24 protein-coding genes and 1 pseudogene are annotated in these 23,171 nt (G+C 68.8%); 10 read left to right on the top strand and 15 right to left on the bottom strand.

Features of this window, described 5'->3' with window-relative positions:
* Nucleotides 1-57: 57 nt before the first annotated feature.
* The 3 genes from WCE39_RS05670 (at nucleotide 58) to WCE39_RS05660 (ending at nucleotide 3,629) form a co-directional block, all read left to right on the top strand.
* Nucleotides 58-840: an NAD kinase gene (locus WCE39_RS05670; RefSeq protein ID WP_343275713.1), complete on the top strand. Its 783-nt coding sequence runs from the start codon at nucleotides 58-60 to the stop codon at nucleotides 838-840.
* A 60-nt stretch (nucleotides 841-900) separates the two neighbouring features.
* A complete protein-coding gene (locus tag WCE39_RS05665) occupies nucleotides 901-1,809 on the top strand; it encodes a 5'-nucleotidase (protein ID WP_343275712.1) in 909 nt (302 codons plus the stop codon).
* A gap of 323 nt (nucleotides 1,810-2,132) precedes the next feature.
* A complete protein-coding gene (locus WCE39_RS05660) occupies nucleotides 2,133-3,629 on the top strand; it encodes a flavin-containing monooxygenase (RefSeq protein WP_343275711.1) in 1,497 nt (498 codons plus the stop codon).
* Here WCE39_RS05660 and WCE39_RS05655 read toward each other — a convergent pair whose 3' ends face one another.
* The 15 genes and pseudogenes from WCE39_RS05655 to asnS all read right to left on the bottom strand — a co-directional run bounded on the left by WCE39_RS05655 (nucleotide 3,630) and on the right by asnS (nucleotide 17,343).
* Nucleotides 3,630-4,220, bottom strand: a complete 591-nt coding sequence (locus WCE39_RS05655) for a DUF2939 domain-containing protein (RefSeq protein ID WP_343275710.1) — start codon at nucleotides 4,218-4,220, stop codon at nucleotides 3,630-3,632. It lies immediately after the preceding gene.
* 2 nt (nucleotides 4,221-4,222) lie between these two features.
* On the bottom strand, nucleotides 4,223-4,909 hold the full coding sequence (locus WCE39_RS05650; RefSeq protein ID WP_343275709.1) for a DUF2461 domain-containing protein: 687 nt from the start codon (nucleotides 4,907-4,909) through the stop codon (nucleotides 4,223-4,225).
* 98 nt (nucleotides 4,910-5,007) lie between these two features.
* Nucleotides 5,008-6,450: pseudogene (gene sbcB / locus WCE39_RS05645) on the bottom strand (exodeoxyribonuclease I); the annotation flags it as partial.
* 139 nt (nucleotides 6,451-6,589) lie between these two features.
* Nucleotides 6,590-7,987: an FAD-dependent oxidoreductase gene (locus WCE39_RS05640; protein ID WP_343275708.1), complete on the bottom strand. Its 1,398-nt coding sequence runs from the start codon at nucleotides 7,985-7,987 to the stop codon at nucleotides 6,590-6,592.
* Complete coding sequence (kynU, locus tag WCE39_RS05635; protein WP_343275707.1) at nucleotides 7,984-9,276, bottom strand: kynureninase; 1,293 nt, start codon at nucleotides 9,274-9,276, stop codon at nucleotides 7,984-7,986. Before kynU ends, WCE39_RS05640 begins: the two co-directional genes overlap by 4 nt.
* A gap of 131 nt (nucleotides 9,277-9,407) precedes the next feature.
* Complete coding sequence (locus WCE39_RS05630) at nucleotides 9,408-10,433, bottom strand: amidohydrolase family protein (protein WP_343275706.1); 1,026 nt, start codon at nucleotides 10,431-10,433, stop codon at nucleotides 9,408-9,410.
* 64 nt (nucleotides 10,434-10,497) lie between these two features.
* Nucleotides 10,498-11,046, bottom strand: coding sequence for a 3-hydroxyanthranilate 3,4-dioxygenase (locus WCE39_RS05625; protein WP_343275705.1), 549 nt, complete (start codon nucleotides 11,044-11,046; stop codon nucleotides 10,498-10,500).
* A gap of 21 nt (nucleotides 11,047-11,067) precedes the next feature.
* On the bottom strand, nucleotides 11,068-11,505 hold the full coding sequence (locus WCE39_RS05620) for a RidA family protein (RefSeq protein ID WP_343275704.1): 438 nt from the start codon (nucleotides 11,503-11,505) through the stop codon (nucleotides 11,068-11,070).
* Nucleotide 11,506: 1 nt separating this feature from the next.
* Nucleotides 11,507-12,169 carry a carbonate dehydratase gene (gene can, locus WCE39_RS05615; RefSeq protein WP_343275703.1) on the bottom strand — a complete coding sequence of 221 codons (663 nt, stop codon included), beginning with the start codon at nucleotides 12,167-12,169 and terminating at the stop codon, nucleotides 11,507-11,509.
* A gap of 47 nt (nucleotides 12,170-12,216) precedes the next feature.
* Nucleotides 12,217-13,644: an aldehyde dehydrogenase gene (locus tag WCE39_RS05610; protein ID WP_343275702.1), complete on the bottom strand. Its 1,428-nt coding sequence runs from the start codon at nucleotides 13,642-13,644 to the stop codon at nucleotides 12,217-12,219.
* 31 nt (nucleotides 13,645-13,675) lie between these two features.
* Complete coding sequence (gene nei, locus WCE39_RS05605) at nucleotides 13,676-14,488, bottom strand: endonuclease VIII (protein WP_343275701.1); 813 nt, start codon at nucleotides 14,486-14,488, stop codon at nucleotides 13,676-13,678.
* Nucleotides 14,489-14,492: 4 nt separating this feature from the next.
* Complete coding sequence (locus tag WCE39_RS05600; RefSeq protein ID WP_343275700.1) at nucleotides 14,493-15,278, bottom strand: SDR family oxidoreductase; 786 nt, start codon at nucleotides 15,276-15,278, stop codon at nucleotides 14,493-14,495.
* 34 nt (nucleotides 15,279-15,312) lie between these two features.
* Nucleotides 15,313-15,636, bottom strand: a complete 324-nt coding sequence (locus WCE39_RS05595) for a hypothetical protein (protein ID WP_343275699.1) — start codon at nucleotides 15,634-15,636, stop codon at nucleotides 15,313-15,315.
* On the bottom strand, nucleotides 15,633-15,938 hold the full coding sequence (locus WCE39_RS05590; RefSeq protein ID WP_343275698.1) for a hypothetical protein: 306 nt from the start codon (nucleotides 15,936-15,938) through the stop codon (nucleotides 15,633-15,635). The genes WCE39_RS05595 and WCE39_RS05590 overlap by 4 nt, the downstream gene beginning before the upstream one ends.
* Nucleotides 15,939-15,942: 4 nt before the next feature.
* Complete coding sequence (gene asnS, locus WCE39_RS05585; protein WP_343275697.1) at nucleotides 15,943-17,343, bottom strand: asparagine--tRNA ligase; 1,401 nt, start codon at nucleotides 17,341-17,343, stop codon at nucleotides 15,943-15,945.
* A gap of 93 nt (nucleotides 17,344-17,436) precedes the next feature.
* Between asnS and WCE39_RS05580 the strand changes: the two genes are divergently transcribed.
* The 7 genes from WCE39_RS05580 (at nucleotide 17,437) to WCE39_RS05550 (ending at nucleotide 23,148) form a co-directional block, all read left to right on the top strand.
* Complete coding sequence (locus WCE39_RS05580; RefSeq protein ID WP_343275696.1) at nucleotides 17,437-17,778, top strand: HesB/IscA family protein; 342 nt, start codon at nucleotides 17,437-17,439, stop codon at nucleotides 17,776-17,778.
* Between the two features lie 592 nt (nucleotides 17,779-18,370).
* Nucleotides 18,371-18,814 (top strand): 30S ribosomal protein S6, encoded by a 444-nt coding sequence (rpsF, locus tag WCE39_RS05575; protein WP_343275695.1) that lies wholly within the window; start codon nucleotides 18,371-18,373, stop codon nucleotides 18,812-18,814.
* A gap of 11 nt (nucleotides 18,815-18,825) precedes the next feature.
* The gene (rpsR, locus tag WCE39_RS05570; protein ID WP_132984793.1) at nucleotides 18,826-19,056 is read left to right on the top strand and encodes a 30S ribosomal protein S18; all 231 of its coding nucleotides are present in this window, start codon (nucleotides 18,826-18,828) and stop codon (nucleotides 19,054-19,056) included.
* A gap of 98 nt (nucleotides 19,057-19,154) precedes the next feature.
* A complete protein-coding gene (gene rplI / locus WCE39_RS05565; RefSeq protein WP_343275694.1) occupies nucleotides 19,155-19,607 on the top strand; it encodes a 50S ribosomal protein L9 in 453 nt (150 codons plus the stop codon).
* Between the two features lie 205 nt (nucleotides 19,608-19,812).
* The gene (locus tag WCE39_RS05560; RefSeq protein ID WP_343275693.1) at nucleotides 19,813-21,228 is read left to right on the top strand and encodes a replicative DNA helicase; all 1,416 of its coding nucleotides are present in this window, start codon (nucleotides 19,813-19,815) and stop codon (nucleotides 21,226-21,228) included.
* A gap of 4 nt (nucleotides 21,229-21,232) precedes the next feature.
* Entirely contained in the window at nucleotides 21,233-22,372 is a 1,140-nt protein-coding gene (gene alr / locus WCE39_RS05555) for an alanine racemase (RefSeq protein ID WP_343275692.1), read from the top strand.
* A 98-nt stretch (nucleotides 22,373-22,470) separates the two neighbouring features.
* Nucleotides 22,471-23,148: an OmpA family protein gene (locus tag WCE39_RS05550; protein ID WP_343275691.1), complete on the top strand. Its 678-nt coding sequence runs from the start codon at nucleotides 22,471-22,473 to the stop codon at nucleotides 23,146-23,148.
* Nucleotides 23,149-23,171 lie beyond the last annotated feature (23 nt).

Genomic DNA, 23,171 nt, shown 5'->3' with positions numbered 1-23,171 from the left:
GCGCGATGGACGCGCGGACAGGCTTCATCGGCAACGCCTGCGCGGTATGCTCCGGGCATGACCGGATCGCCGCGCATCGCCTTTCTTGCCAGCAACGCCCCGGAGGCGCAGGCCGCGCTTGCGCAGTTCACCGCGCGCCACGGCCAGTGCACGCCTGACGAGGCCGACATGCTCTGTCCGCTCGGCGGCGACGGCTTCATGCTGCAGACGCTGCATCGGCACGGTGCGCTTGGCAAGCCGGTGTACGGCCTGAAGCTGGGCAGCGTGGGCTTCCTGATGAACCACTACCAGCGCGGCGACGTGCTGCCGGACCTGATGGCGCGGCTCGAGTCCGCCGAGCCGGCGGTGCTGCGGCCGCTCGAGATGGTCGTCGCGACCGAATCGGGCGCCAGCGTCGGTTCACTGGCCTACAACGAAGTCTCCCTGCTGCGGCAGACGCGGCAGGCCGCGCACGTCTCGATCGAACTCAACGGCCAGGTGCGGCTGGACGAGCTGGTCTGCGACGGCGTGATGCTGGCCACCCCGGCCGGCAGCACCGCCTACAACTATTCCGCGCACGGGCCGATCCTGCCGCTCGGGTCCAGCGTGGTCGCGCTGACGCCGATCGCGCCGTTCCGCCCGCGGCGCTGGCGCGGTGCGTTGCTCAAGGCCGATACTGTGGTCCGCTTCCGCGTGCTTGATCCATACAAGCGGCCGGTGAGCGCGACGGCCGACTCGCACGAGGTGCGCGACGTGGTCGAAGTCACCATCCAGGAGTCGCGCGAGCGCACCGTGACCCTGCTGTTCGATCCCGAGCACAATCTTGAAGAGCGCATCCTGAGCGAGCAGTTCGAAACCTGAGTCGCGGCCGGCCCGGCGCGCGTCTCGCGCCCTGCGACCGCCATCGCGCATACTCGGCGCATGCCTTCCGATGTCCTGCCGCCGCTGACCGTTGCCATTTCCTCCCGGGCGCTGTTCGACCTGGAGGACAGCCACGCCCTGTTCGAGAGCGATGGCATCGACGCCTACGCCGAGCACCAGCGCGCCAAGGAGGACGAGATCCTCGAGCCCGGCATCGCCTTCCCGCTGGTGCGCAAACTGCTGGCCTTGAACGACGGCGCGGCAGCCGATGCGCCCAGGGTCGAGGTGATCCTGCTGTCGCGCAATTCGGCCGATACCGGCCTGCGGATCTTCAACTCCATCCAGCACCATGCGCTGGCGATTTCGCGCGCCACCTTCACGTCGGGCGAGCCGACCTGGCCCTACATCCGGCCCTTCGGCGCGCAGCTGTTCCTGTCGGCCAACCCGGATTCGGTGCGCGCAGCGCTTGAGAACGGCGTGGCCGCCGCGACCATCCTGCCGGCCAAGGCTCCCGCCCACCGCCACGACCAGCTGCGCATCGCCTTCGATGGCGACGCGGTGATCTTCGGCGACGAGGGCGAGCGTGTCTCGCGCGAATCCGGCATCGAGGCCTTCCACCTCCACGAAGTGGAGCGTGCGCGTGAGCCGCTTTCGGGCGGCCCGTTCCGCGGCTTCCTCGACGCGCTGCACCACCTGCAGGCGGCGTATCCACCGGGCGAGGCGTCTCCCATCCGCACGGCGCTGGTGACCGCGCGCTCGGCTCCTGCGCACGAGCGCGTGATCCGCACGCTGCGCGAATGGGGCGTGCGCCTGGACGAGGCGCTGTTCCTCGGCGGGCGCGCCAAGGGCCCGTTCCTGGACGTGTTCGGCGCCGACATCTTCTTCGATGACTCGCTGCACAACATCGACTCGGCACGCATGCACGTGACAACGGGGCATGTTCCGCACGGGGTCTCGAACGCCGGTTGAAGCCGCCACCGTGGCGGCTGTGCGTGCGTGTTATAATTGCGCGGCATTTCGTGCAGATGACGGCAGATCGCGTCTGTTTCGATGATTTTACGCGTGCCGTCGAAGGGGATTCCGCAGCCCGCGTGCATGTCCGGCATCCGCCGGGCTCCGGGCGGCCTCCCTCCGGCATTCCACGATTTTTCGCGCGGTCCGCCGCGTGTCGCCCGCAGAGCGGGCCTTCGCACGCCGGTCGGCGTGGTTTCCATCCCCGGCCGGTGCTTCGCGCCTTTCGCGCGTGGGCACGCTCCGGTTGGGCGTGCCCCTGACAGGAGATGACAAACCACATGACCCAGCGTATCGCCGTACTCGGCGCCGGCCCCAGCGGCCTGGCCCAGCTTCGCGCCTTCGATGCCGCCCGCCGCGCGGGTGCCGAGGTCCCTGAAATCGTCTGCTTCGAGAAGCAGTCCGATCTTGGGGGAATGTGGAACTACACCTGGCGCACCGGCCTGGACCAGCACGGCGAGCCCGTGCACGCGAGCATGTACCGCTACCTGTGGTCGAACGGCCCGAAGGAGTGCCTGGAGTTCGCCGACTACAGCTTCGAAGAGCACTTCGGCCGGCCCATCGCGTCGTATCCGCCCCGGCCGGTGCTGCGCGACTACATCATGGGGCGGATTGAACGCAGCGGCCTGCGCGACCAGATCCGCTTCAACACCGCCGTGCATTCGGTGGAATACAGCGAGGACACCGGCAAGTTCACCGTCACCGTGCGCGAGCTGGAGGAAGACCGCATGGTGAGCGAGGAGTTCGACTGGGTGGTGGTCGGCACCGGTCATTTCTCCACGCCCAATGCGCCCGCGTTCGAAGGCCTGTCGCAATTCCCGGGCCGCGTGCTGCATGCGCACGACTTCCGTGACGCCTGCGAGTTCACCGGCAAGGACCTGTTGCTCGTCGGCAGCAGCTACTCGGCCGAGGACATCGGCACCCAGTGCCACAAATACGGCGCGAAGTCGGTGACCTTCAGCTACCGCAGCGCGCCGATGGGCTACGACTGGCCTGAAGCCTTCAGCGAGCGTCCGCTGCTGCTTCGAGTGGAGGGCAACACCGCGCATTTCGTCGACGGCAGCAGCCAGGAGGTCGACGCGATCATCCTGTGCACCGGCTACCAGCACCACTTCCCGTTCCTGCCCGATGAACTGACCCTGCGCACCGGCAACCGTCTTTACCCGCAAGGCCTGTACAAGGGCGTGTTTTGGATCGACAACCCGAAGCTCATCTACCTCGGCATGCAGGACCAGTACTACACCTTCAACATGTTCGACGCCCAGGCGTGGTTCGCGCGCGACGTGATCCTCGGGCGCACGCCACTGCCGGACGCGGAGGCCATGCGCGCCGACAGCGCGGAATGGTTCGCGCGCGAGAACGCCACGACCAGCGCCGACGAAGACATCGACTTCCAGGCCGCCTATGTGCGCGACCTCGTCGACCGCACCGACTATCCGGAGTTCGCGATCGAAGGCGTTGCGCAGATGTTCAAGGAATGGCTGCGCGACAAGCAGGCGGGCATCCTCGACTACCGCAACAGGAGCTATCGCTCAGCCATCACCGGCACCCTCGCACCGCCGCACCACACGCCGTGGATGGAGGCGATGGATGATTCGCTGGAGGCGTTCCTGGGGCAGGGCGAAGCGCCGGGCGAAGCGCAGCCGGGCGAAGCGCAGGGCGCGGCGCGCGGCGAACCTCGAAACGGTGCCGTGGCCGCGCCGCCTGGCGTGATGCCGAAGCTGCGTCCGGAACGCGCGCCCGTGCCCGTTCCGGAATTGTTGCGCGAGTCCGCCTGATCAGTTCCGGCCGCCGGGTGCCGCCGTTGGCGGGGCGTCCGGTGCCGGCAGGCGGATCTCCGAAAGTCGCCAGCGCGTGCCCTTGCGCGTCAGCACCAGCACCAGCTCGCTGCGGTCGTCCAGCGTGACTGTGGCCGACATGCGCGAGAGCGACTCGAAGCGCAGGCGCGGATCAGGTATCGGCTCCGGCTGCGCGCCGGTGTCGCTGCGCGTGGGCGGCGGGATGCCGCCGACCCGGTTCCAGACCTTGCGGCCTTCCATCAGCGCACCCAGGCCGGCCGGCGTCACCATCGCATCCACCAGTCCGCCCGCCAGGCCCGTGGCCACGGTCAGGCCGAAGGCGGCGAACGGGCCCGACTGCGCCTCGGCGCCGGCTGCGCGCACGATCCGGTCCTGCAGCTGGGGCTTGAGGCTGGCGCGCAGCGCGGGGAAGTCGACGTGCCGCGCCAACGCCCGCGCATCCTCGGTCTTCACCGCCTGGCGGATGCCTTCGATGGTGCGCCATGGGCCGCTGCCGACCCAGGCCAGCAGCGCCAGCAACAGCGCGGTGGCGGCCCAGGGGAGCCAGCGAAGCTCGCGTCGTGTTGCCATGGTCAGAACTCCAGGTCCAGCGCGGCGCAGAGATAGTCGACGAGGGGCGCAAGGTTGTGCAGGTCCTTCGCCAGCGTCTGCCGCAGGCGTGGTCCGGTCACGGTGGCGTCATCGAGCGCGCGCCACGCAACGAAGCTGCGGTGCCGCAGGTCGTCGATGAATTCGAAATCGGCGGGAAAGCCGCGCGGCGGGCGCACCAGCATGTCCCCGTCGTCCAGCGCATAGCGGCACTTGAATGCGGGCGCGTGCGCGGCGGCGCTCCAGCCGGCAGGGTTATCGACGATGAACTGGCGGAGCTGGCGCAGCACGGACGACTCCGGCCGCCAGATCCCGGCGCCGACGAAGCAACTGCCCGGCTCGATGTGCAGGTAGTACAGCGGCGATGCCAGCTCCTTGCGCCTGGCATGGAACAGCCGTGCGCCCTGCCATGTCTTGTAGGGCCGCTTGTCGTTGGCGAAGCGCGTGTCACGCTGGATCCGGTACAGCGATCCGCCCACCGTGCGCGGATCGGCGCGGAACTGCAGGCTCACCTCGGCCAGGTCGGGCTGGAGGTCGGTGATGAGCTGCTGCAGGGGCGCGCGCACGTGCGTTTCGTAGTCCTGCTTGTGCTCATGGAACCAGGGGCGCGCGTTGTTGCGCGCCAGGGCGCGCAAGAAGCGGAAGGTCCTGTCACTGAAGTAGGCGCTCATCGGTCTGCAGCGCGCTTGTCGGGCGTCGTGAAAATGTTGCAGCTGTCGTTTTCGTGGTCGGAGCCGGCTACAGCCGCGGGGGGTGCGCTCGCGGGAGCCAGGTCATCCGCCAGGTCGCGACCCCAGCGTTCCAGTCGGTCTAGGAGGGCGACGCGCTCGTCGCTGCCCGCATGTTCGCCGCGCAGGCGCGCGATGTCGGCGAAGTAGTCGTCGAAGACGCATTCCGACAAGCTCGCGTCGTCGCACAGGCGCCGGCGGCGGTAGTCGTCCCAGCGCAGCCGTTCGGCAGCATCAAGGGTGTCGGGCCAGTTGCGGGCGCGGTAGCGGAACAGAAGCTCCGGAAGCCGCGGGTCCTGGAAGCCGAAGTCACGCGTTCCGAGCTCTGCGGCCGGTGTGGCCCGGACCCTGGCCAGCCGGGCCTTGTCGCCATCGCCGATGAAGCCGTCGTAGAGCGCGGCATCGACGTCGGGAGGCGTGCGGTCGCCAGCGCGGTCGCCGGCGAAGACGCGACGGACCTTTTCGGCAAGCTCGGGGCCGTGGGCGCGAATGCGTTCCACGCGCGATTCGGCGACGTCGCGATCGATGCCCAGACGTTCGAAGTCCGGCGCGCGGAGGTGATCCCATTGGACCAGCGCCGGACACTTGTTGGTGTGGATCTCCTTCAGTGGCACCCGGGCCACGCCTTCGGGAAGGTCCGCCGAGCGCACGTACAGGCGCGCGGCAATCTCTTCAGGCGACAGGGACAACAGCGCGTCGGGCTCGGTGTCGAGGTCGTAGACGATCATCCGCGTGCCGATCCGGGGATGCACCGCGATCGGCACCACCGGGGCGGCGCACATCCGCGCCGCTGGATAGCGCTGCGAGATGTGCAGCAACGGTGTCATCGCGATCGGGTCGAGCATGCCGGCGACGTGGCGCTTGTTGCGCAGCGCAAGCGCGTACTGCCAGAGCCGCGGCTGCGCATCGCGGAACAGGCGCGCCAGGCCGATCAGCGCACGCACGTCGGACAGCGCTTCGTGGGCGTCGCCGGTGCGCACGCCGTTGGCTTCGGCCAGGTGTTCCAGCTTGAAGGAGGTCGCGCCGTCCTCGCGCGTGGGCCAGGTGATGCCATCGGGGCGCAGCGCGTGCGCGAGCCGCATCACGTCGAGCAGGTCCCAGCGGCAGTTGCCATTGCGCCACTCGCGCTCATAGGGATCGTGGAAGTTGCGAAACAGTCCATGGCGGACGAATTCGTCGTCGAAGCGCAGCGAGTTGTAGCCCAGCGTGCAGGTGCCGGGGCGACCCATCTCATCGACGATGCGGGCGAAGGCTTCGGTCTCCGACAGGCCCGTGGCCAGCGTGTCCTGCGGCGCCAGGCCGGTGACCATCGAGGCACCGGGCGAGGGCAGCAGGTCGTTCGCGGGACGGACCAGGAAGTCGATCGGCTCGCCCAGCTCACGCAGCTCCGCGTCGGTGCGGATGGCGGCGAACTGCGCGATGCGCGTGCGCCGCGGATCGGTGCCCCAGGTCTCGAGATCGTAGAACAGGAAGCTGTCGCTCATGCCTTGGGGACCTCATTGCACACTGTGGGAGCGGCTATAGCCGCGATGGCGTTCACTTGTGTGCAATTGCGGCTGTAGCCGCTCCCACAGGTGCGGCGATCGCGGCTGTAGCCGCTTCCGCTGGTGCTTGCGGTCGCGGTCACTGGGTGGCCTCCAGCGGAGGGAGCGCACGTTCGACCACCGGGTCCAGGGCCGGGAGGTCGACCTGTTCCAGCGTGGAAAGCCCGCGGGTCGCGTCCTCCAGGATCTGCCGCTGGACTTCGCCGCGCGCAAGCGCCAGCGAGTAGGGGATGCGCATGAAGGTGACCATGGCGTAGTGCGGGATGAAGCGGGTCGGGTGCCGCGCCTGCAGCGCCAGCTCCAGTTCCCGCTGGAGCAGGAAATCCGGGTCATCGACCAGATCGCGCATCTCGATGTAGTTGTCGAGCGCCATGCGCTGGATCGCCGCGGCGTCGGGCATGCGCTCGGCCTCGAAGGCGGCATAGGCCGCTGCGAGGTCCGGCGAGGCATCAAGCTGCGTCGCCAGGGCCACGCAGTCCTCGAAGGCGCAGTTCATGCCCTGGCCGTGAAAGGGCACCATCGCATGCGCGGCGTCGCCGATCAGCACCGCATCGCCGCCCACATGCCAGCGGTCCAGGTACAGCGTGCCCAGGCTGCCGATCGGGTTGGCCCCGAAGTCGTGCTCGAGCTCGGGGATCAACGGCAGGGTGTCGGCGAAGTCGCGCTCGAACAGGGCGCGCGCAGCGGCGGCATCGACGACGGTCTCGAAGCTCGGGTCGCCGTGGCCTTCGTCCTCCATCGCCATGAACAGGGTGACGGTGAACGTGCGCTCGTCGTTGGGCAGGGCGATGCACATATAGCGGCCGCGCGGCCAGATGTGCAGCGCGTTGGGTTCGATGCGGAAGTCGCCGTCGGCCGCGGGCGGGATTTCCAGCTCCTTGTAGCCGTGGCCGAGCCATTCGGTGCGTTCGCCCAGTTCGCGATGCTGCTGCATCTGGGCGCGCAGCGTGGAGCCGGCGCCGTCGCATCCGATCAGGGTGTCGAATCCCACGCGATGGAGCTCGCCGTCGCCGCGGTAGAAGGCGCGTCGCGCAGGGAAATCCACGGCTTCCAGGCGGCGGTCGAAATGCAGCTCCGCCCCTGCGGCCTCGGCGGCGTTGATCAGGGTGATGTTGAGCTCGCCGCGGCTGACCGACCAGATCACTTCGCTGTCGTCACGGCCATAGCGCTGCAGCTGCGGTGCGCCCTGGAGCGGATGCACCATGCGCCCGCGCATCATCACCGCCTGCGCCAGCACGTCGCGGTCCGCATCGGCGGCGCGCAGCGCATGCAGGCCGCGTTCGGCGAGCGCAAGGTTGATCGAACGTCCGCCGGCGAAGCCGTGCACGCGCGGATCGCCGCGGCTCTCGTAGACCTCGACCTTCCAGCCGCGCTGCGCGAGCAGGGTGGCCATCAGCGCGCCTGCGAGCCCGGCGCCGACGATGGTGGCTTCGCGCTGTCCCTGCCCGGCGCTGCTTGCGGAGGTTGCGGTGGTCACGCGCGGCCCTCCCGCCAGGCCTCGGTGGCGCGCACGAAGCGCAGCACGTCGGCATGGCTGTTGTACATCGGCGCCGGCGAGATCCGGATCACGTCGCGCTCGCGCCAGTCACCCAGCACGCCCTGCGCGGAGAGCGACTCGAACAGCGAGCGACCGGCGTCGCGGCCGCGCAGCCCGCGGCCCTCGAGCACGCGCAGGGAAAGCTGCGCTCCGCGCTGGGCCGGGTCGCGCGGAGTGACGATATCCAGCGATTCCGACAGCCGCTGCTCGATAAGGGTTTCCAGATAGCCCGTCAGCGAGCGCGACTTGGTGCGCAGCGCCTCCATGCCGATGCGGTCGAACAGCTCCAGCGAACCACGCAGCGGCGCCAGGCCAAGGATCGGGGGATTGCTGAGCTGCCAGCCATCGGCCCCCGGCGTCGGCTCGAACTGCGGCTCCATGCGGAAGCGCGTGGCCTCGTCATGTCCCCACCAGCCGGCGAAGCGCGGGCGGTCGGTACGCGCGTGGCGCGCATGCACGAAGCAGCCGGCCACCGCGCCGGGCCCCGCGTTCATGTACTTGTAGTGGCACCAGACCGCGAAATCCGGGCCGTCGTCATGCAGGCGCAGCGCCAGGTTGCCGGCGGCATGCGCGTGGTCGAAGCCCACCACCGCGCCGGCGGCGTGCCCCAGGCGCGTGATCTCCGCGACGTCGAAGGCCTGCCCGCTGCGGTACTGCACGCCCGGCCAGAGCACCAGCGCCAGCCGCGGCCCGTGCTGCTCGATGGCACGCGCGATCGCCTCCATCGAGAACCGGCCCTCCGGCTGGTCCGGCTGCAGTTCGATGAGGTCGGTGGCCGGATCGAAACCGTGGAAGCGCAGCTGCGACTCCAGCGCATAGCGATCGGACGGAAACGCGCCAGCCTCCATCAGGATCGCAGGTCGTTCCTTGGTGGGGCGGTAGAAGCTGACCAGCATGAAGTGCAGGTTCGCGGTCAGCGAGTTCATCGCCACCACTTCTTCGGGCTCCGCGCCGACGACCCGCGCCAGCGGCTCGCGAAGCAGCGCGTGGTAGGGCATCCACTGCGTGGTGCCGGTGAAGTGCGCTTCCACCGCCTCGGTGGCCCATTTATCGAGGACATCCACCACGTGCGCCCGCGCCGACTTCGGCTGCAGGCCCAGCGAGTTGCCCACGAAGTAGGCCTGCTCGCCATCCCTGTGCCGCGGCACGTGGAACTCCTGGCGCAGCCCGCGCAGCGGATCGGCGGCGTCGAGCGCTTCGGCGTGTTGGTCGGTGTACTGGTCGGTCATGGAAAGGCCTTTTTTGCCACGGATTTACGCGGATGAACGCGGATAGGGCAAAAGCAGATGGTAGGGGAGATGCATCCGATCATTTCGCTTGATCCGCGTTTATCCGCGTAAATCCGTGGCCAAAACACTCTTCAGGAAAATCTCGACCGGGGCAGTCCCAGCCATTCCAGGGCAGTGCCGTGGTAGAGGCGGGCCTGGCCGGCGGGGTCAAGCTCGAGGGCGTCGATGCCGGCGCCGGGTTCCTGTTCGCCCAGGGGGAAGGGGTAGTCGGTGCCGAGCATCACGCGGTCGACGCCGCAGGTCTCGATCAGGTACTCGAGCGCGCGGCGGTCGGCGACCCAGGAATCGAAGTACAGGCGCGACAGGTACTCGCGCGGGTTGCGCGGGTTGTCGGTGGCCACCAGGTCCGGACGCATGTTGAAGCCGTGCTCGATGCGGCCGATGGTGTAGGGGAAGCTGCCGCCGCCGTGCGCCATGCAGATCTTCAGTTTCGGCAGCCGCTCCAGCACCCCGCCGAACACCAGCGAGCAGGCCGCACGCGACTGTTCCGCCGGCATGCCCACCAGCCATGGCAGCCAGTACTTGGGCATCGAGTCGGTGCCCATCATGTCCCAGGGGTGCACGAGGATCGCGGCGCCAAGGTCGGCGGCGGCCTCGAAGAAGGGGAACAGTTCCGGCGCGTCCAGGTTCCAGTGCTGGCCACCGGCGAGCTGGATGTGCGAGCCGATCTGCACGCCCTGCAGGCCCAGCTCGTCGATGCAGCGCTCGAGCTCCTGCACCGCCAGCCGCGGCGACTGCAGCGGCACCGTGCCGATGCCGGCGTAGTGGCGCGGATGTGCGCGGCAGGTTTCGGCCATGTGGTCGTTGAGCGCCTGGTGCAGTTCCAGCGCCTGGTTGGGCTTCGCCCAGTAGCTGAACATCACCGGCACCGTGCTGATCACCTGTACCTGCACGCCGAAACGGGCGTAATCGTCGATGCGCTCCTGTGCGTCCCAGGTCTTGGACCAGATCTCGCGGAAAAATCGCCCGTCCTTGTAGATGCGATGGCGGCCGTCGTCGGTGTGGTGGATGACGGGGAAGCGTTCGTCACCGTACTTGCGCGCGAGGTCGGGCCAGTCGCGGGGAAGGTAGTGGGCGTGGATGTCGATTTTCAGCAATGTGCTGTCCTTGGAGGTGCAGTCGCGGCCATGGCCGCTCCCACAGGGGAGCAGGCTGGGCGGGTCAGGTGATGTCGGCCTGGGAGTCGGCCTGCATCTCGTAGCGCGTCGGGCGCGGATTGAGGTGCCCGCAGGCCCTGCAGGTGCGCAGTTCGTCGGAGCGGTAGAAATTCTCGAACACGCGGAAAAAGTCCTGCTCGATGTCCTCGAGGTGGAAGAACTCCTCGTACACCTTCGAGTTGCATACCTCGCAAAACCACATCAGGCCGTCGTCCTCGTGCGCCAGGCGGCGGCGCTCGATCACAAGGCCGATCGAGCCCTCGGCGCGCTGCGGCGAGTGCGGCACGCGCGGCGGCAGCAGGAAAGTCTCGCCGGCGCGGATCGGCACGTCGCGCACCTTCCCGTCCTCCTGGATGCGCAGCACCATCTCGCCTTCGAGCTGGTGGAACCATTCCGGGCCTTCCTCCCAGTGGTAGTCGGTGCGCGCATTCGGGCCGCCGACCACCATCACGATGAAGTCGCCGTCGTAGATGCACTTGTTGCCCACCGGCGGTTTCAGCAGGTGGCGGTTGTCATCGATCCATTTCTGGAAGTTCAGCGGTGCGGGAATCATGCTCGGTCTCCCGTGGAGGCTTCAGGCGCGCGCCGCCGGCAGCGCGGCGACGCACTTCAATTCGATCGCGATCGGCGTCGGCAGCGCGGTGATGCCCAGCGTGGTGCGACAGGGCGCGGTGGCGATGTCCGGGAAGTGTTCGGCCCAGACGGCGTTGTAGGCCTTGAAGTCGCGCGCCATGTCGGTGAGGTAGACGGTCACGTCGACCAGGTCGTCCCAGCGCGCACCGCTGGCCTCGAGCACCGTGCGGACATTGGCGAACACGGCGCGGGCCTGGGCGGTGATGTCGTAATCGCGCACGCGGCCATCGGCGAAATGGTCGTTGCCGGGAATCGCGTCGGTGGCCGGGTCGCGCGGGCCGATGCCGGACAGGAACAGCAGCTCGCCCACGCGGCGTGCGTGCGGGTAGGCGCCGACCGGCCTGGGCGCGCTGTGGGCTTGGACGACATGGTCAGCCACCTCAGCGGTCCTCGCGGTCGTCGCGGATGCGCTCGAGCGCCGGTTCATACTGCTCCGGCAGCGCGGCCGCCGAATCGATCGACAGGCCGAGGTCGTGCACGCGGCCGTCGCGCAGCGAATACACCCAGGCGTGCACCGCGAGCTTCTGTCCGCGTGCCCACGCCTCGCGGACCACGGTCGATTCGCAGACATTGATCATCTGCTCGAGCGCGTTGAGTTCGCACAGGCGGTCGTGGCGTATGCCGTCGTCCTCGATCGCCTCGACGATCGCGCGGTGCTTGTGCTTGACGTCCTTGACGTGGCGAATCCAGTTGTCGGCCAGGCCCACCCGCTGGCCGGTGAGCGCGGCGCCCACGCCGGCACAGCCGTAGTGGCCGACGATGAGGATGTGCTCGACCTCGAGCACGTCGATCGCGTACTGGATCACCGACAGGCAGTTGAGGTCGGTGTGCACCACCACGTTGGCGACGTTGCGGTGGACGAAGACCTCGCCCGGGTTCATGTCGATGATCTGGTTGGCCGGCACGCGCGAGTCGGAGCAGCCGATCCACAGGTACTTCGGCTTCTGGATCTTCGACAGCCGGGTGAAGAAGCCGGGGTCCTCGGCCTCGACGCGTTCGGCCCAGATCCGGTTTCGTTCGAGGAGGTCGTGCAGTCTGTACATGGGAATCCGTGGGGGCGGGGAAGTGGGGTCCAAGAAGGAGACGATGCTCAGGTCGCGATGCAGACGTTGCGCGGCTCCGTGAAGAAACGCATGGCTTCCAGGCCGCCTTCGCGACCCAGGCCCGACTGGCCCATGCCGCCGAAGGGCGTGCGCAGGTCGCGCAGCAGCCACGCGTTGATCCAGACGATGCCGCAGCGCAGCCGTGCGCCGAAGTGGTGCGCGCGAGCCAGGTCCCGGGTCCACACCGAGGCCGCAAGGCCGTAGTCGCCGGCATTGGCCAGCGCCAGCGCATGCTCGTCGTCGTCGAACGGCTGCAGGGTGGCGACGGGTCCGAAGATCTCTTCGCGGTTGCTGACGCAGTCGGGGCCCAGGCCTTCGAACACCGTGGGCGCCACGAACCAGCCCGGGCGCTCCAGCGCCATGCCACCGCACAGCAGCCGGCCGCCCTCGTCGCGGGCGCGCGCGATCGCGGCGACGACCTTGTCGAAGTGCGCCTGCGACACCAGCGGCCCGAAGTTGGCATCACTGTCCATGGGATCTCCCGGTCGCAGCGCCAGCGTGCGCGCCACGAAGGCTTCGCGGAACTCGGCGTACACCGTGCGCTCGACCAGGATGCGCGAGCCGCACAGGCAGATCTGGCCGCTGTTCTGGAACGCGGAGCGGACGATGGTGTCGAGGTGGTCGCGCCAATCGCTGTCGGCGAAGACCAGGGTCGGGTTCTTGCCGCCGAGCTCCAGCGACACCTTCTTCAGCAGCGGTCCGGCGATACCGGCGATGCGCTTCCCGACCGCGGTGCTGCCGGTGAATGAAATCGCCCGGACCGCGGCGTGGCGGACGATCGCTTCGCCGACGTCCGGGCCGCTGCCGTGGACCACGTTGAGGACGCCAGGCGGCAGACCGGCGTCGAGCGCCAGTTCGCCGAGCATGGTCGCGGTCGCGGGCGTGACCTCGGACGGCTTGGCGACCACGGTGTTGCCGGCAGCCAGCGCGGGCGCGATCTTCCAGGTGAACAGGTAGAGCGGCAGGTTCCAGGGCGAGATCGTGCCGACCACGCCCAGCGGCTGGCGCAGGGTGTAATTGAGCCCGGCTTCGCCGTGGTGGGATTCGCTGGAGAACTGCGTGGCCGCGTGGGCGAAGAAGCGCAGGTTCGACACGGCACGCGGGATCTCCGCGTCGCGCGCCAGGGCATAGGGCTTGCCCCCGTCCTGCGCCTCTGCGTGGGCGAAGTCATCCAGGCGGGCCTCGAGGGCCGTGGCCAAGCGCTCGAGGTGCCCGGCACGCTCGCTGTTGCGCAGGCCCGACCAGCCGGGGAAGGCGGCCGATGCCGCAGCGACCGCGGCGTCGACATCGGCGGCATCGCCGTCGGCGACTTCCGCGTGGCCCAGGCCGGTGGCGGGGTCGAAGACTTCGCGCCAGCGCGCGCTGGGGGCGGCATCGCGGGGACCGCTGCCGATGACGTGCGTATGGCGTCGCATCACGCAAGCTTACCCGCGCGGGCCGGAGACGTCAGGACTGGCAGCGCGGGCACAGGTACAGGCGGCGGGACCCGACCATCCCGCGCTCGATGGCGCTGCCGCAGGTGGGGCAGGGTTGACCCTCGCGGCCGAAGACCTGGAAGCGGTACGCGTCCGGCGTGTCGGTGAGGTAGTCGTCGCGCATGCGGTCGGCCGGCGCGATGCCGCGGGTGGCGTAGCTCAGGCGCGGGATGTCGAGCAGGGCCCGGGCCAGGCGCGCGGTCGCCGTTGCGTCAAGCTCCCTTGGACGCCGCGCGGGTCGCAGCCCGGCGGCGAACAGCACCTCCGAGCGCAGGTAGTTGCCCATGCCGGCCAGGAAGCCCTGGTCCAGCAGCAGCCCGCCGAGCGCGCGGCCGCGGAAGGGCGTGGACTGCAATCGCGCGGCCACCGCAGCGGCATCCAGCCCGGTGTCGAGCACGTCCGGGCCGAGTCCCTGCAGGAAGGGGTGTGACTCGACCTCGTCGCTGCGCCACATCGACACATCGGATGCGGAGTAGAGCAGGATCGCGCTCCCGGCCGTTTCCAGCGCCACGCGCAGCGAGCGCTTGCTCTCCGGGCGCTCGCCTGTTCCTGCGACCTTCCAGACGCCGTACAGCTGGTTGTGGCTGTACAGCGTCCAGCCCTGGTCGAAGCGGGTGAGCAGGGCCTTGCCGCGCGCGGTGATGGACTCGATGCGATGGCCGACCAGCTCGCGCTCGAAGCGCTTCAGCCCGGGAAACGCGAACTCCACGCGGACCAGCGGTGCACCGACCACCGCCGCAGCCAGCCGGTCGGCGGCGCGGCGGATCTCCGGGCCTTCCGGCACGACCTCAGATCGACGCCATGCGACCGCCGTCCACCGCCAGGCTGACGCCGTTGACGTAAGCGGCGGCCGGCGAGCACAGGAAGGCGATGACGCCGCCGGTCTCGTCGGCGGTGGCGAAGCGGCGGGCCGGGATCGCAGCCTCCATGTCGCGGCGGATGTCGTCCTCGCTGCGGCCTTCCTTGCCCGCGCGGTCGCTGATGATCTGGCGGATGCGCCCGGTTTCGGTGAAGCCGGGCAGCACGTTGTTCACGGTGATGCCGTCGGGAGCGAGTTCGCGCGACAGGGTCTTGGCCCAGGAGGCCACCGCGCCGCGGGTCGTGTTGGACACGCCCAGGCCCGTGATCGGCTCGCGCACCGAGGTCGAGACAACGTTGACGATGCGCCCCCAGCGCGCGTCGCGCATGCCAGGCAGCACGGCCTGCAGCAGCACCTGGTTGGCGAGCAGGTGGCGGCGGAAGGCCTCCTCGAAGGCCGCCAGCGGCGCGTCGGCGACCGGGCCTCCCGGCGGGCCACCGGTGTTGTTGACCAGGATGTGCACGGGACGCCGGGCGACCACCGAGGCCACGGCCTTTTGCAGGCCATCGGTGTCGGCGCTGTCGGCCACGACCAGGCGGTGGTCCTGGCCGCCGCCCGCGGAGAGCCCGTCGATCACCTCGCGCAGCGCGTCTTCGCGGCGGGACAGCACGGTGACGCTGGCGCCAAGCGCGGCCAACTCCACAGCGGTGGCGCGGCCGATGCCTTCCGACGCGCCGCAGACCAGGGCATGACGCCCCTTGAGATCGAGATCCATGCTGTCCTCCGTTGAAGCCGTGTGATCGTGCCGGTCAGGCGTTGCCGCCGCGCAGCGTCTGCACCATGCCGGCCTGCAGGACGGCGTCGTCGTCGCCCTTCGGTGGCGCGAGTTCGTCGAGCATGAAGCCGCGTTCGGCCGCGTCGGCATCGTCGATGCCCTCGAAGGCCACGAACTCGGCGTCGAGCAGCATCGCGCGCGCCGTGTCCTCGCTGTCGTAGACAAGGGTGTTGCCGTCACTGTCGAGGACTTCGGCGGTGCCCGCTTCGCGCACGCGCAGCCGCGCCCAGATCACGATCCGCCCCAGGCTCGCCAGCCACCATTCGTCGCGCTGTCCCGCGTCCGTCGGGCCGGTCATGACAGCGCCACCGACCACAGCCACATGATGGCGGCGCCACCCAGGCCGAAGATCACGGTCGACAGCGCGATGCGCGCGGGCGTGGCCAGGCCGGTGAAGGTCGGGTCGCGCGTGTCGCGGTATTCGCCGCCCAGCAGCCACCACATCACTGCCGGCTTCAGGAAGGCGCCGTCGCCCAGGCGTGCGCGTACATCGGGATGGCGGTCGCGCAGGTGCACCAGCGACAGCGGCCAGAAGATGATGTAGGCGCAGGCGCCGGCGATGGCGACGCCGACGAAGCACAGGGCGAAGAAAAGAAGCACGGCCTCAATACTCCGCGGTGCCGGGCGCGCGCGGGTAGGGAATCGCGTCGCGGATGTTGGACAGGCCGCAGACATAGACCACCAGGCGCTCGAAGCCGAGGCCGAAGCCGGCATGCGGCACGGTGCCGTAGCGACGGAAGTCGCGGTACCAGTCGTACAGCTCGCGGTCGAGGCCGAACTGGTCCATGCGCGCGTCGAGCACGTCCAGCCGCTCTTCGCGCTGCGAGCCGCCGATGATCTCGCCGATGCCCGGCGCCAGCACGTCCAGCGCGGCGACGGTCTTGCCGTCGTCGTTGAGCCGCATGTAGAAGGCCTTGATGTGCTCGGGGTAGTTGGTGACCACCACCGGGCGGCCGACGTGCTGCTCTGTCAGCCAGCGCTCGTGCTCGGTCTGCAGGTCCAGGCCCCACTCGACCGGGAAGTCGAACCTGTGCCCGGACTTCTGCAGGAGGGTGATCGCATCGCCGTATTCGATGCGTTCGAACGGCGCGTTGACGAAGCCCTCGAGGCGCGTGACCGCGTCCTTCTGCACGCGTTCGGCGATGAAGGCCATGTCGTCGCCGCGTTCGTCGAGCACGGCGCGGAACAGGTACTTCAGGAACTCTTCCGAGATGCGCGCGGTGTCGTCGAGGTCGGCGAAGGCGATCTCCGGTTCGATCATCCAGAACTCGGCCAGGTGGCGCGTGGTGTGGCTGTTCTCGGCGCGGAAGGTCGGGCCGAAGGTGTAGACCTTGCTCATCGCAAGCGCGAAGGCTTCGACATTGAGTTGGCCGGAGACGGTGAGGAAGGTCTCCTTGCCGAAGAAGTCGCGGCTGAAGTCGACCGCGCCGTCTTTCCCGCGTGGCAGGTTGGCCATGTCCAACGTGGACACGCGGAACATCTGCCCGGCACCTTCGGCGTCGGAGGTGGTGATGATCGGGGTGTTGACCCAGAAGTAGCCGTTTTCGTGGAAGTAGCGATGCGCGGCCTGCGCCAGGCAGTGGCGGATCCGGGTGACGGCGCCGAACAGGTTGGTGCGCGGGCGCAGGTGTGCGACTTCGCGCAGGAATTCCAGCGAGTGCGCCTTGGGCTGGATCGGGTAGGTTTCCGGGTCGTCTACCCAGCCCACCACGTCGATCGCGGTGGCCTGGATCTCGAAGCCCTGGCCCTGGCCCTGCGACGCCACCAGGATGCCGGTGGCGACCACCGAGCAGCCGGCGGTCAGGCGCTTCACTTCGTCCTCGTAGTTGGGCAGCGAGCTGGGGGCGACCACCTGCACGGGGGCGAAGCAGGAGCCATCGCTGACGTTGACGAAGCTCAGGCCCGCCTTGGAGTCCCGGCGGGTGCGCACCCAGCCGCGGACCGTGACTTCGCCGCCGGCGGGCAGTTTGCCCGAGAGCGCATGTTCGACGCTGACCACCGTCATGCCTTGAATCCTTGGGGAGGGGACCGATACTTGTTGTGCAGTTTACCGGACGCATCCCGGGCGTACCTGCCCCTTCGGAGTACAATCGACGCCATGGCCATCACTCTTGCTCCCGCCGCCCTTGAACGCGTGAAGGGCTATCTCGCTTCGGCACCCGACGCCCTCGGGCTGCGCTTTGGCGTGCGCCGCACCGGCTGCTCGGGCTGGGGCTATGCGGTGGACCTGGCGCGCGATGAGCAGGCCGGGGACACGGTGTTCGAGCAGGACGGGGTGCGCATCTTTGTCGATGCCGACAGCCTGGAGCTGGTCGACGGGACCGAGATGGACTTCCTGAAGCAGGGGCTGAACGAGCAGTTCACGTTCAGCAATCCGAAGGCGGCTGCGGAATGTGGCTGTGGCGAGAGCTTTACCACGGACGCTGACAAGGCGGCCTGAGGGGGTTGCGGGGCTGGGGCTGGGCCTGGATCGCTGATCGCTGAGTGCTCATTGCGGATTCGCCGGGGCTGAGGGTGGGCGGGTACTCCGCCGGCGTCGCGGTGGAGCTGCTCCTTATTGCCGGCGGAGTACCCGCCCACCCTCTGCTGCCAGCGCTGGGGTGAATTGGTAGGGAGTGCAGGAGCGCGTCGCTTTTTCGACGTTTCCGCGGCGGGTAGATAGCGGGAAAGCGCCCCGCTTTTGCTCTTTTGGCGGCTTGCGGTCAAGCGCTGCGAGGCGGCTGGGGGCTGCGGAGTGGCATAAAGGCCCGCGAGGCGGGACAGCCCACGGAGTACCCGCCAGTCGCCGTACCGCGCGCCTGCGGGAACAGCTCTCGCATTCACGGCGAAGTTACGTGACCAGCGAATGGCCGGTGGCTGGGTGGCTCGCAGCTGCAGCCGCTCCTGCGACTTGTCGGGACCTCGGGACAATGCAACAATGTCCGGCTCCCGTTTTGCGGGAGACCCTTGCCCCACGGCGTCCGCCTGGACCGTCCCGGGGGCTATCCGGGCCCGCGGCATGCCGCGCGGCCGATATCCACAAGGAACAACACATGCGTCATTACGAAATCGTGTTCCTGGTCCATCCGGACCAGAGCGAGCAGGTGCCGGCCATGGTCGAGCGCTACAAGACCCTGATCGAAGGTGCCGAAGGCAAGATCCATCGCCTCGAGGACTGGGGCCGCCGCCAGCTGGCGTACCCGATCGACAACCTGGTCAAGGCCCACTACGTGATGCTCAACATCGAGGTCGGCCAGGCCGTGCTCGACGAGCTGATCGAAGGCTTCCGTTTCAACGACGCCGTCCTGCGCCACCTCGTGGTCCGCCGCGAAGAGGCCGAGACCGAGCAGTCCCTGATCATGAAGAACAAGGACGAGAAGCCGGAGAAGTCCGACCGTCCGGAGCGCGGCGAGCGCCGCCGCCGTGACGACGAAGCGGGCGAGGGCGAGGGCGAGAAGCCCGCCGCCGAGTCCAACGACAACTCCGAAGCCGCCTGAGGATCACCGACATGTCCAAGTTCTTCCGCCGCCGCAAGTTCTGCAAGTTCACCGCCGAGGGCGTCAAGGAGATCGATTACAAGGATCTCAACACCCTGCGCCAGAACGTGACCGAGAACGGCAAGATCGTTCCCAGCCGCATCACCGGCACCAAGTCGAAGTACCAGCGCCAGCTCGCCACCGCCGTCAAGCGCGCGCGTTTCCTGGCCCTGATTCCGTACACCGACAACCACAACATCTGATCCCGCGGCCGCCCTGCATGGGCGGCCCGGCCACCGTCCGTTCGGACAGCACCGGTTGCGGCGCGCCTGCGCGCCGCTAACGAATACGGAGATACCCCATGGATCTGATCCTTCTCGAGAAGGTCATCAACCTCGGCAACCTTGGCGACAAGGTCACCGTCAAGCCTGGCTACGGCCGCAACTTCCTGATGCCGCAGGGCAAGGCCGTGCCGGCCACCGAAGCCAACATGGCCGGGTTCGAGGCGCGCCGCGCCGAGTACGAGGCCAAGGCAGCGGGCCAGCTGGACGATGCCAACAAGCGCATGGCCGCGCTCGAGGACGCCAGCGTCACGATCTACGCCAACGCGTCCACCGAGGGCAAGCTCTACGGTTCCGTCGGCCCGCGCGACATCGCCGAGGCACTGACGAAGGCCGGCACGCCGGTCAACAAGTCCGAGGTGGTGATGGGCGAGGGTGCGTTCCGCGCCATCGGCGAGTACGAGGTCATCGTGCACCTGCACGCGGACGTCGAGACCACTGTCAAGGTGGTGATCGAGCCCGAAGCCAACTGATCCGGGCGTTTCGCCGGAGTCACGCGACGGGCGCCCCAGGGCGCCCGTCGTCGTTTCGGGGTGGCCGCGGTCGCAGCCGCTGCGATGCCCACCGGTTATCCACAGGGTTGTCTGCAACGCTCAGGGCGTCGAGGCGACTACGATGGCAGTCCGACACAAAACAGGGGGCCGTACCCACGGGCCCCGCAGGGGAGTCCCGATACAGATGAGCGCACGAGCCGGCTTCCATCACCAGGACCGCGACTTCAAGGGTCGCGGCGAAGGCCGGATCGAACAGCTCCGCGTGCCCCCGCAGTCGGTCGAGGCCGAGCAGGCCGTCCTTGGCGGCCTGATGCTGTCGCCCGAGGCCTACGACCGCGTTGGCGACCAGCTCGTGGAGGCGGACTTCTACCGTCGCGACCACCAGCTGATCTTCCGCGCCATCAAGGAGCTCGCCGATCGCAGCCGGCCCTTCGACGCGGTGACCCTGGGCGAGTGGTTCGAGTCGCAGGGGCATTCCGAGCTCGTCGCCGGCGGCGCCTACCTGGTCGAGCTCGCCAGCACCACGCCGTCCGCCGCCAACATCGTCGCCTATGCCGAAATCGTGCGCGACAAGGCGGTGCTGCGGCAGCTGATCGAGGTCGGCACTGAGATCGTCAACGACGGCTTCCAGCCCGAGGGCCGCGAGAGCGCCGAACTGCTGGCCAAGGCCGAGCAGGAGGTGTTCGCGATCGCCGAGGCGGGCAACCGCGGGCGCAGCGACTTCACCGCGGTGAACCAGGCCATGGCCGAGGCCTTCGACGTGCTGCAGACGCGCTACGCCAATGGCGGCGGCATCACCGGGCTGCCCACGGGCTACGTCGAGTTCGACGAGATGACCGCCGGCCTGCAGCCGACCGACCTGCTGATCCTCGCGGCGCGCCCGGCCATGGGCAAGACCACCCTGGCGCTCAACATCGCCGAGTACGCGGCGATGAAGACCAAGAAGGCGGTCGCGGTGTTCTCGATGGAAATGTCGGCCAGCCAGCTCGCGCTGCGCCTGATCTCGTCGGTGGGCCGGGTGAACGCCACCCGCCTGCGTACCGGCCAGCTCGAGGACGAGGACTGGAGCCGCATTTCCAGCGCCATCCGGCTGCTGAAGGAAACCAAGATCTTCATCGACGACACGCCGGCGCTGTCGCCGGACGTGCTGCGCGCCAAGGCGCGCCGGCTGAAGCGCGAGCACGGCCTGGGCCTGATCGTGATCGACTACCTGCAGCTGATGGCGGTGCCCGGCAACAACGAGAACCGCGCCACCGAGATCTCGGAGATTTCGCGATCGCTCAAGGGCCTGGCCAAGGAGCTCAACGTGCCGGTGGTGGCGCTGTCGCAGCTCAACCGCTCCCTCGAAACGCGCACCGACAAGCGCCCGGTGATGGCCGACCTGCGCGAGTCCGGCGCCATCGAGCAGGACGCGGACGTGATCGTCTTCATCTACCGCGACGAGTACTACAACAAGGAAAATTCGCCGGACAAGGGCCTGGCCGAGGTGATCATCGGCAAGCAGCGAAACGGTCCGACGGGCTCGGTGAAGCTGAAGTTCTTCGGCGAATACACCCGCTTCGACAACCTGTCCCACGATTCGGTCGGCAGCTTCGAGTAGCCGCGTGAGCCTGCACCTCGCCGAGCGCCCGACGCGGATCCTGGTCGACCTCGACCGTATCGTCGGCAACCTGCGCGCCATCCGCGCCCACGCCGGCGTGCCGGTGATGGCCATCGTCAAGGCCAACGCCTACGGCCACGGCCTGGTGCCGGTGGCGAGGTACCTGCAGGAGCGGGGCGTGGAGCACCTGGGCGTCGCGTTCCCGGAAGAGGGCATCGCCCTGCGCCGCGCCGGCATCACCGTGCCGATCCTGGTGCTGGGCGGGATCTTCGGCCCGCAGGTCGCGCAGTACATCAGCCACGACCTGGCGATCACGGTGTCCTCGCTGGAGAAGCTGCGCCAGGTCGAAGCGGCGGCGGAGGCGCTGGGGCGCCGCGCCACCGTGCACCTCAAGGTCGACACCGGCATGGAGCGCATCGGCGTGCATGCCTGGAGCGCCGGGCCCTTCATCGAGGCCGCGGTCGCGTCGCGCTGGATCACGCTGGCCGGCATCTACTCGCACCTGGCCTGTGCCGACGATCCGGCGTCGCCGATGACCGCCCTGCAGCTCGAACGCTTCGACGAGTCCTGCGCGCATTTCGCGCGCCTGGGCGTGCCGGTGCCGCCGCGGCATATCGCCAACTCCGCCGGCATCCTCCATTTCCCGGAGACCCGGCTCGACATGGTGCGCCCGGGCATCCTGCTGTACGGCGTGCTGCCGGGACCCGACTCCCGGCCGGCAGTGCCCGTGCAGCCGGCGCTGTCCCTGGTTTCGCGGGTGGTCTACTTCAAGGTCGTCGAAGAGGGGCACACGGTCAGCTACGGCGGCACCTGGACCGCGGAGTCCGACACCCGGGTGGTGACCGTGCCCATCGGCTATGGCGACGGCTATCCGCGTGCGCTGTCCTCGCGCGGCAAGGTGCTGGTCCGCGGGCGGGAATACCCGATCGTGGGCCGCGTCTGCATGGACCAGTTCATGGTCGACATCGGCTCCGACAGCGCCTGGAACGAGGACGAGGTCGTGCTGATCGGCCGCCAGGGCGACGCCGCGCTGAGCGTCGAGCAGGTGGCGGCTGCGGCCGGCGTGATTTCCTACGAAGTCCTGGTCGGGCTCAACGAGCGCATCCCGCGCGTCCACCTCGGCGCCTATCTGGACCCTGAATAGGCCCGGCAGCCGTCACTCCCTGCGGACGCGAACGCGGGTAGCTTGGCCGCGTCCATTCACACAGGGCGCCCCGCCGCCCGCCACAGGAGTCCTTCCCGATGCGCACTTCTCCCCGAGTCCTGCTCGTCTCGCTGGCCGCCGGCGCGGCCATGCTCACCAGCTGCGCCACCTATACCGGCCAGACCAGCGATCCCAATGACCCCAACCGGACGCGCACCGGCGCCCTGGTCGGCGCCGGCATCGGCGCGGTCGCGGGCCTGCTCAGCGGTTCCGACGCGACCGAGCGCCGCCAGCGCGCCATGGTCGGCGCCGGCGTGGGTGGCCTCGCCGGTGGCGCGGTCGGCGCCTACCAGGATCGCCAGGAAGCCGAACTGCGCCGCCAGACCGCGGGCACCGGCATCGTGGTCGACCGCGAGGGCGACGTCATCAAGCTCAACCTGCCGGACGGCGTGACCTTCGACTTCAACAAGACCGAACTGAAGCCGCAGTTCTACCCGGCGCTCAACAACGTCGCCGCCACGCTCGCTGACTACAACCAGACGATCGTCGAAATTGCGGGGCATACCGACAACGTCGGCGGTGATGCGGTCAACCAGCGCATCTCCGAGCAGCGCGCGTCCTCGGTGGGCAACTACCTGATCGGCCAGGGCCTGCAGCGCGAGCGCTTCGAGATCGTGGGCTTCGGCAAGACGATGCCGATCGCCGACAACGCGACCGAGCAGGGCCGCGCCCTGAACCGGCGCGTGGAAATCCGCGTGGTGCCGCTGCAGGGCTGATCTTCAGCCCGGGCGTTGCGAGT

The organism is Luteimonas yanweni (genome assembly GCF_039548475.1).
Lineage (GTDB): Bacteria > Pseudomonadota > Gammaproteobacteria > Xanthomonadales > Xanthomonadaceae > Luteimonas.
This window is presented reverse-complemented; position numbering and strand designations above follow the sequence as displayed.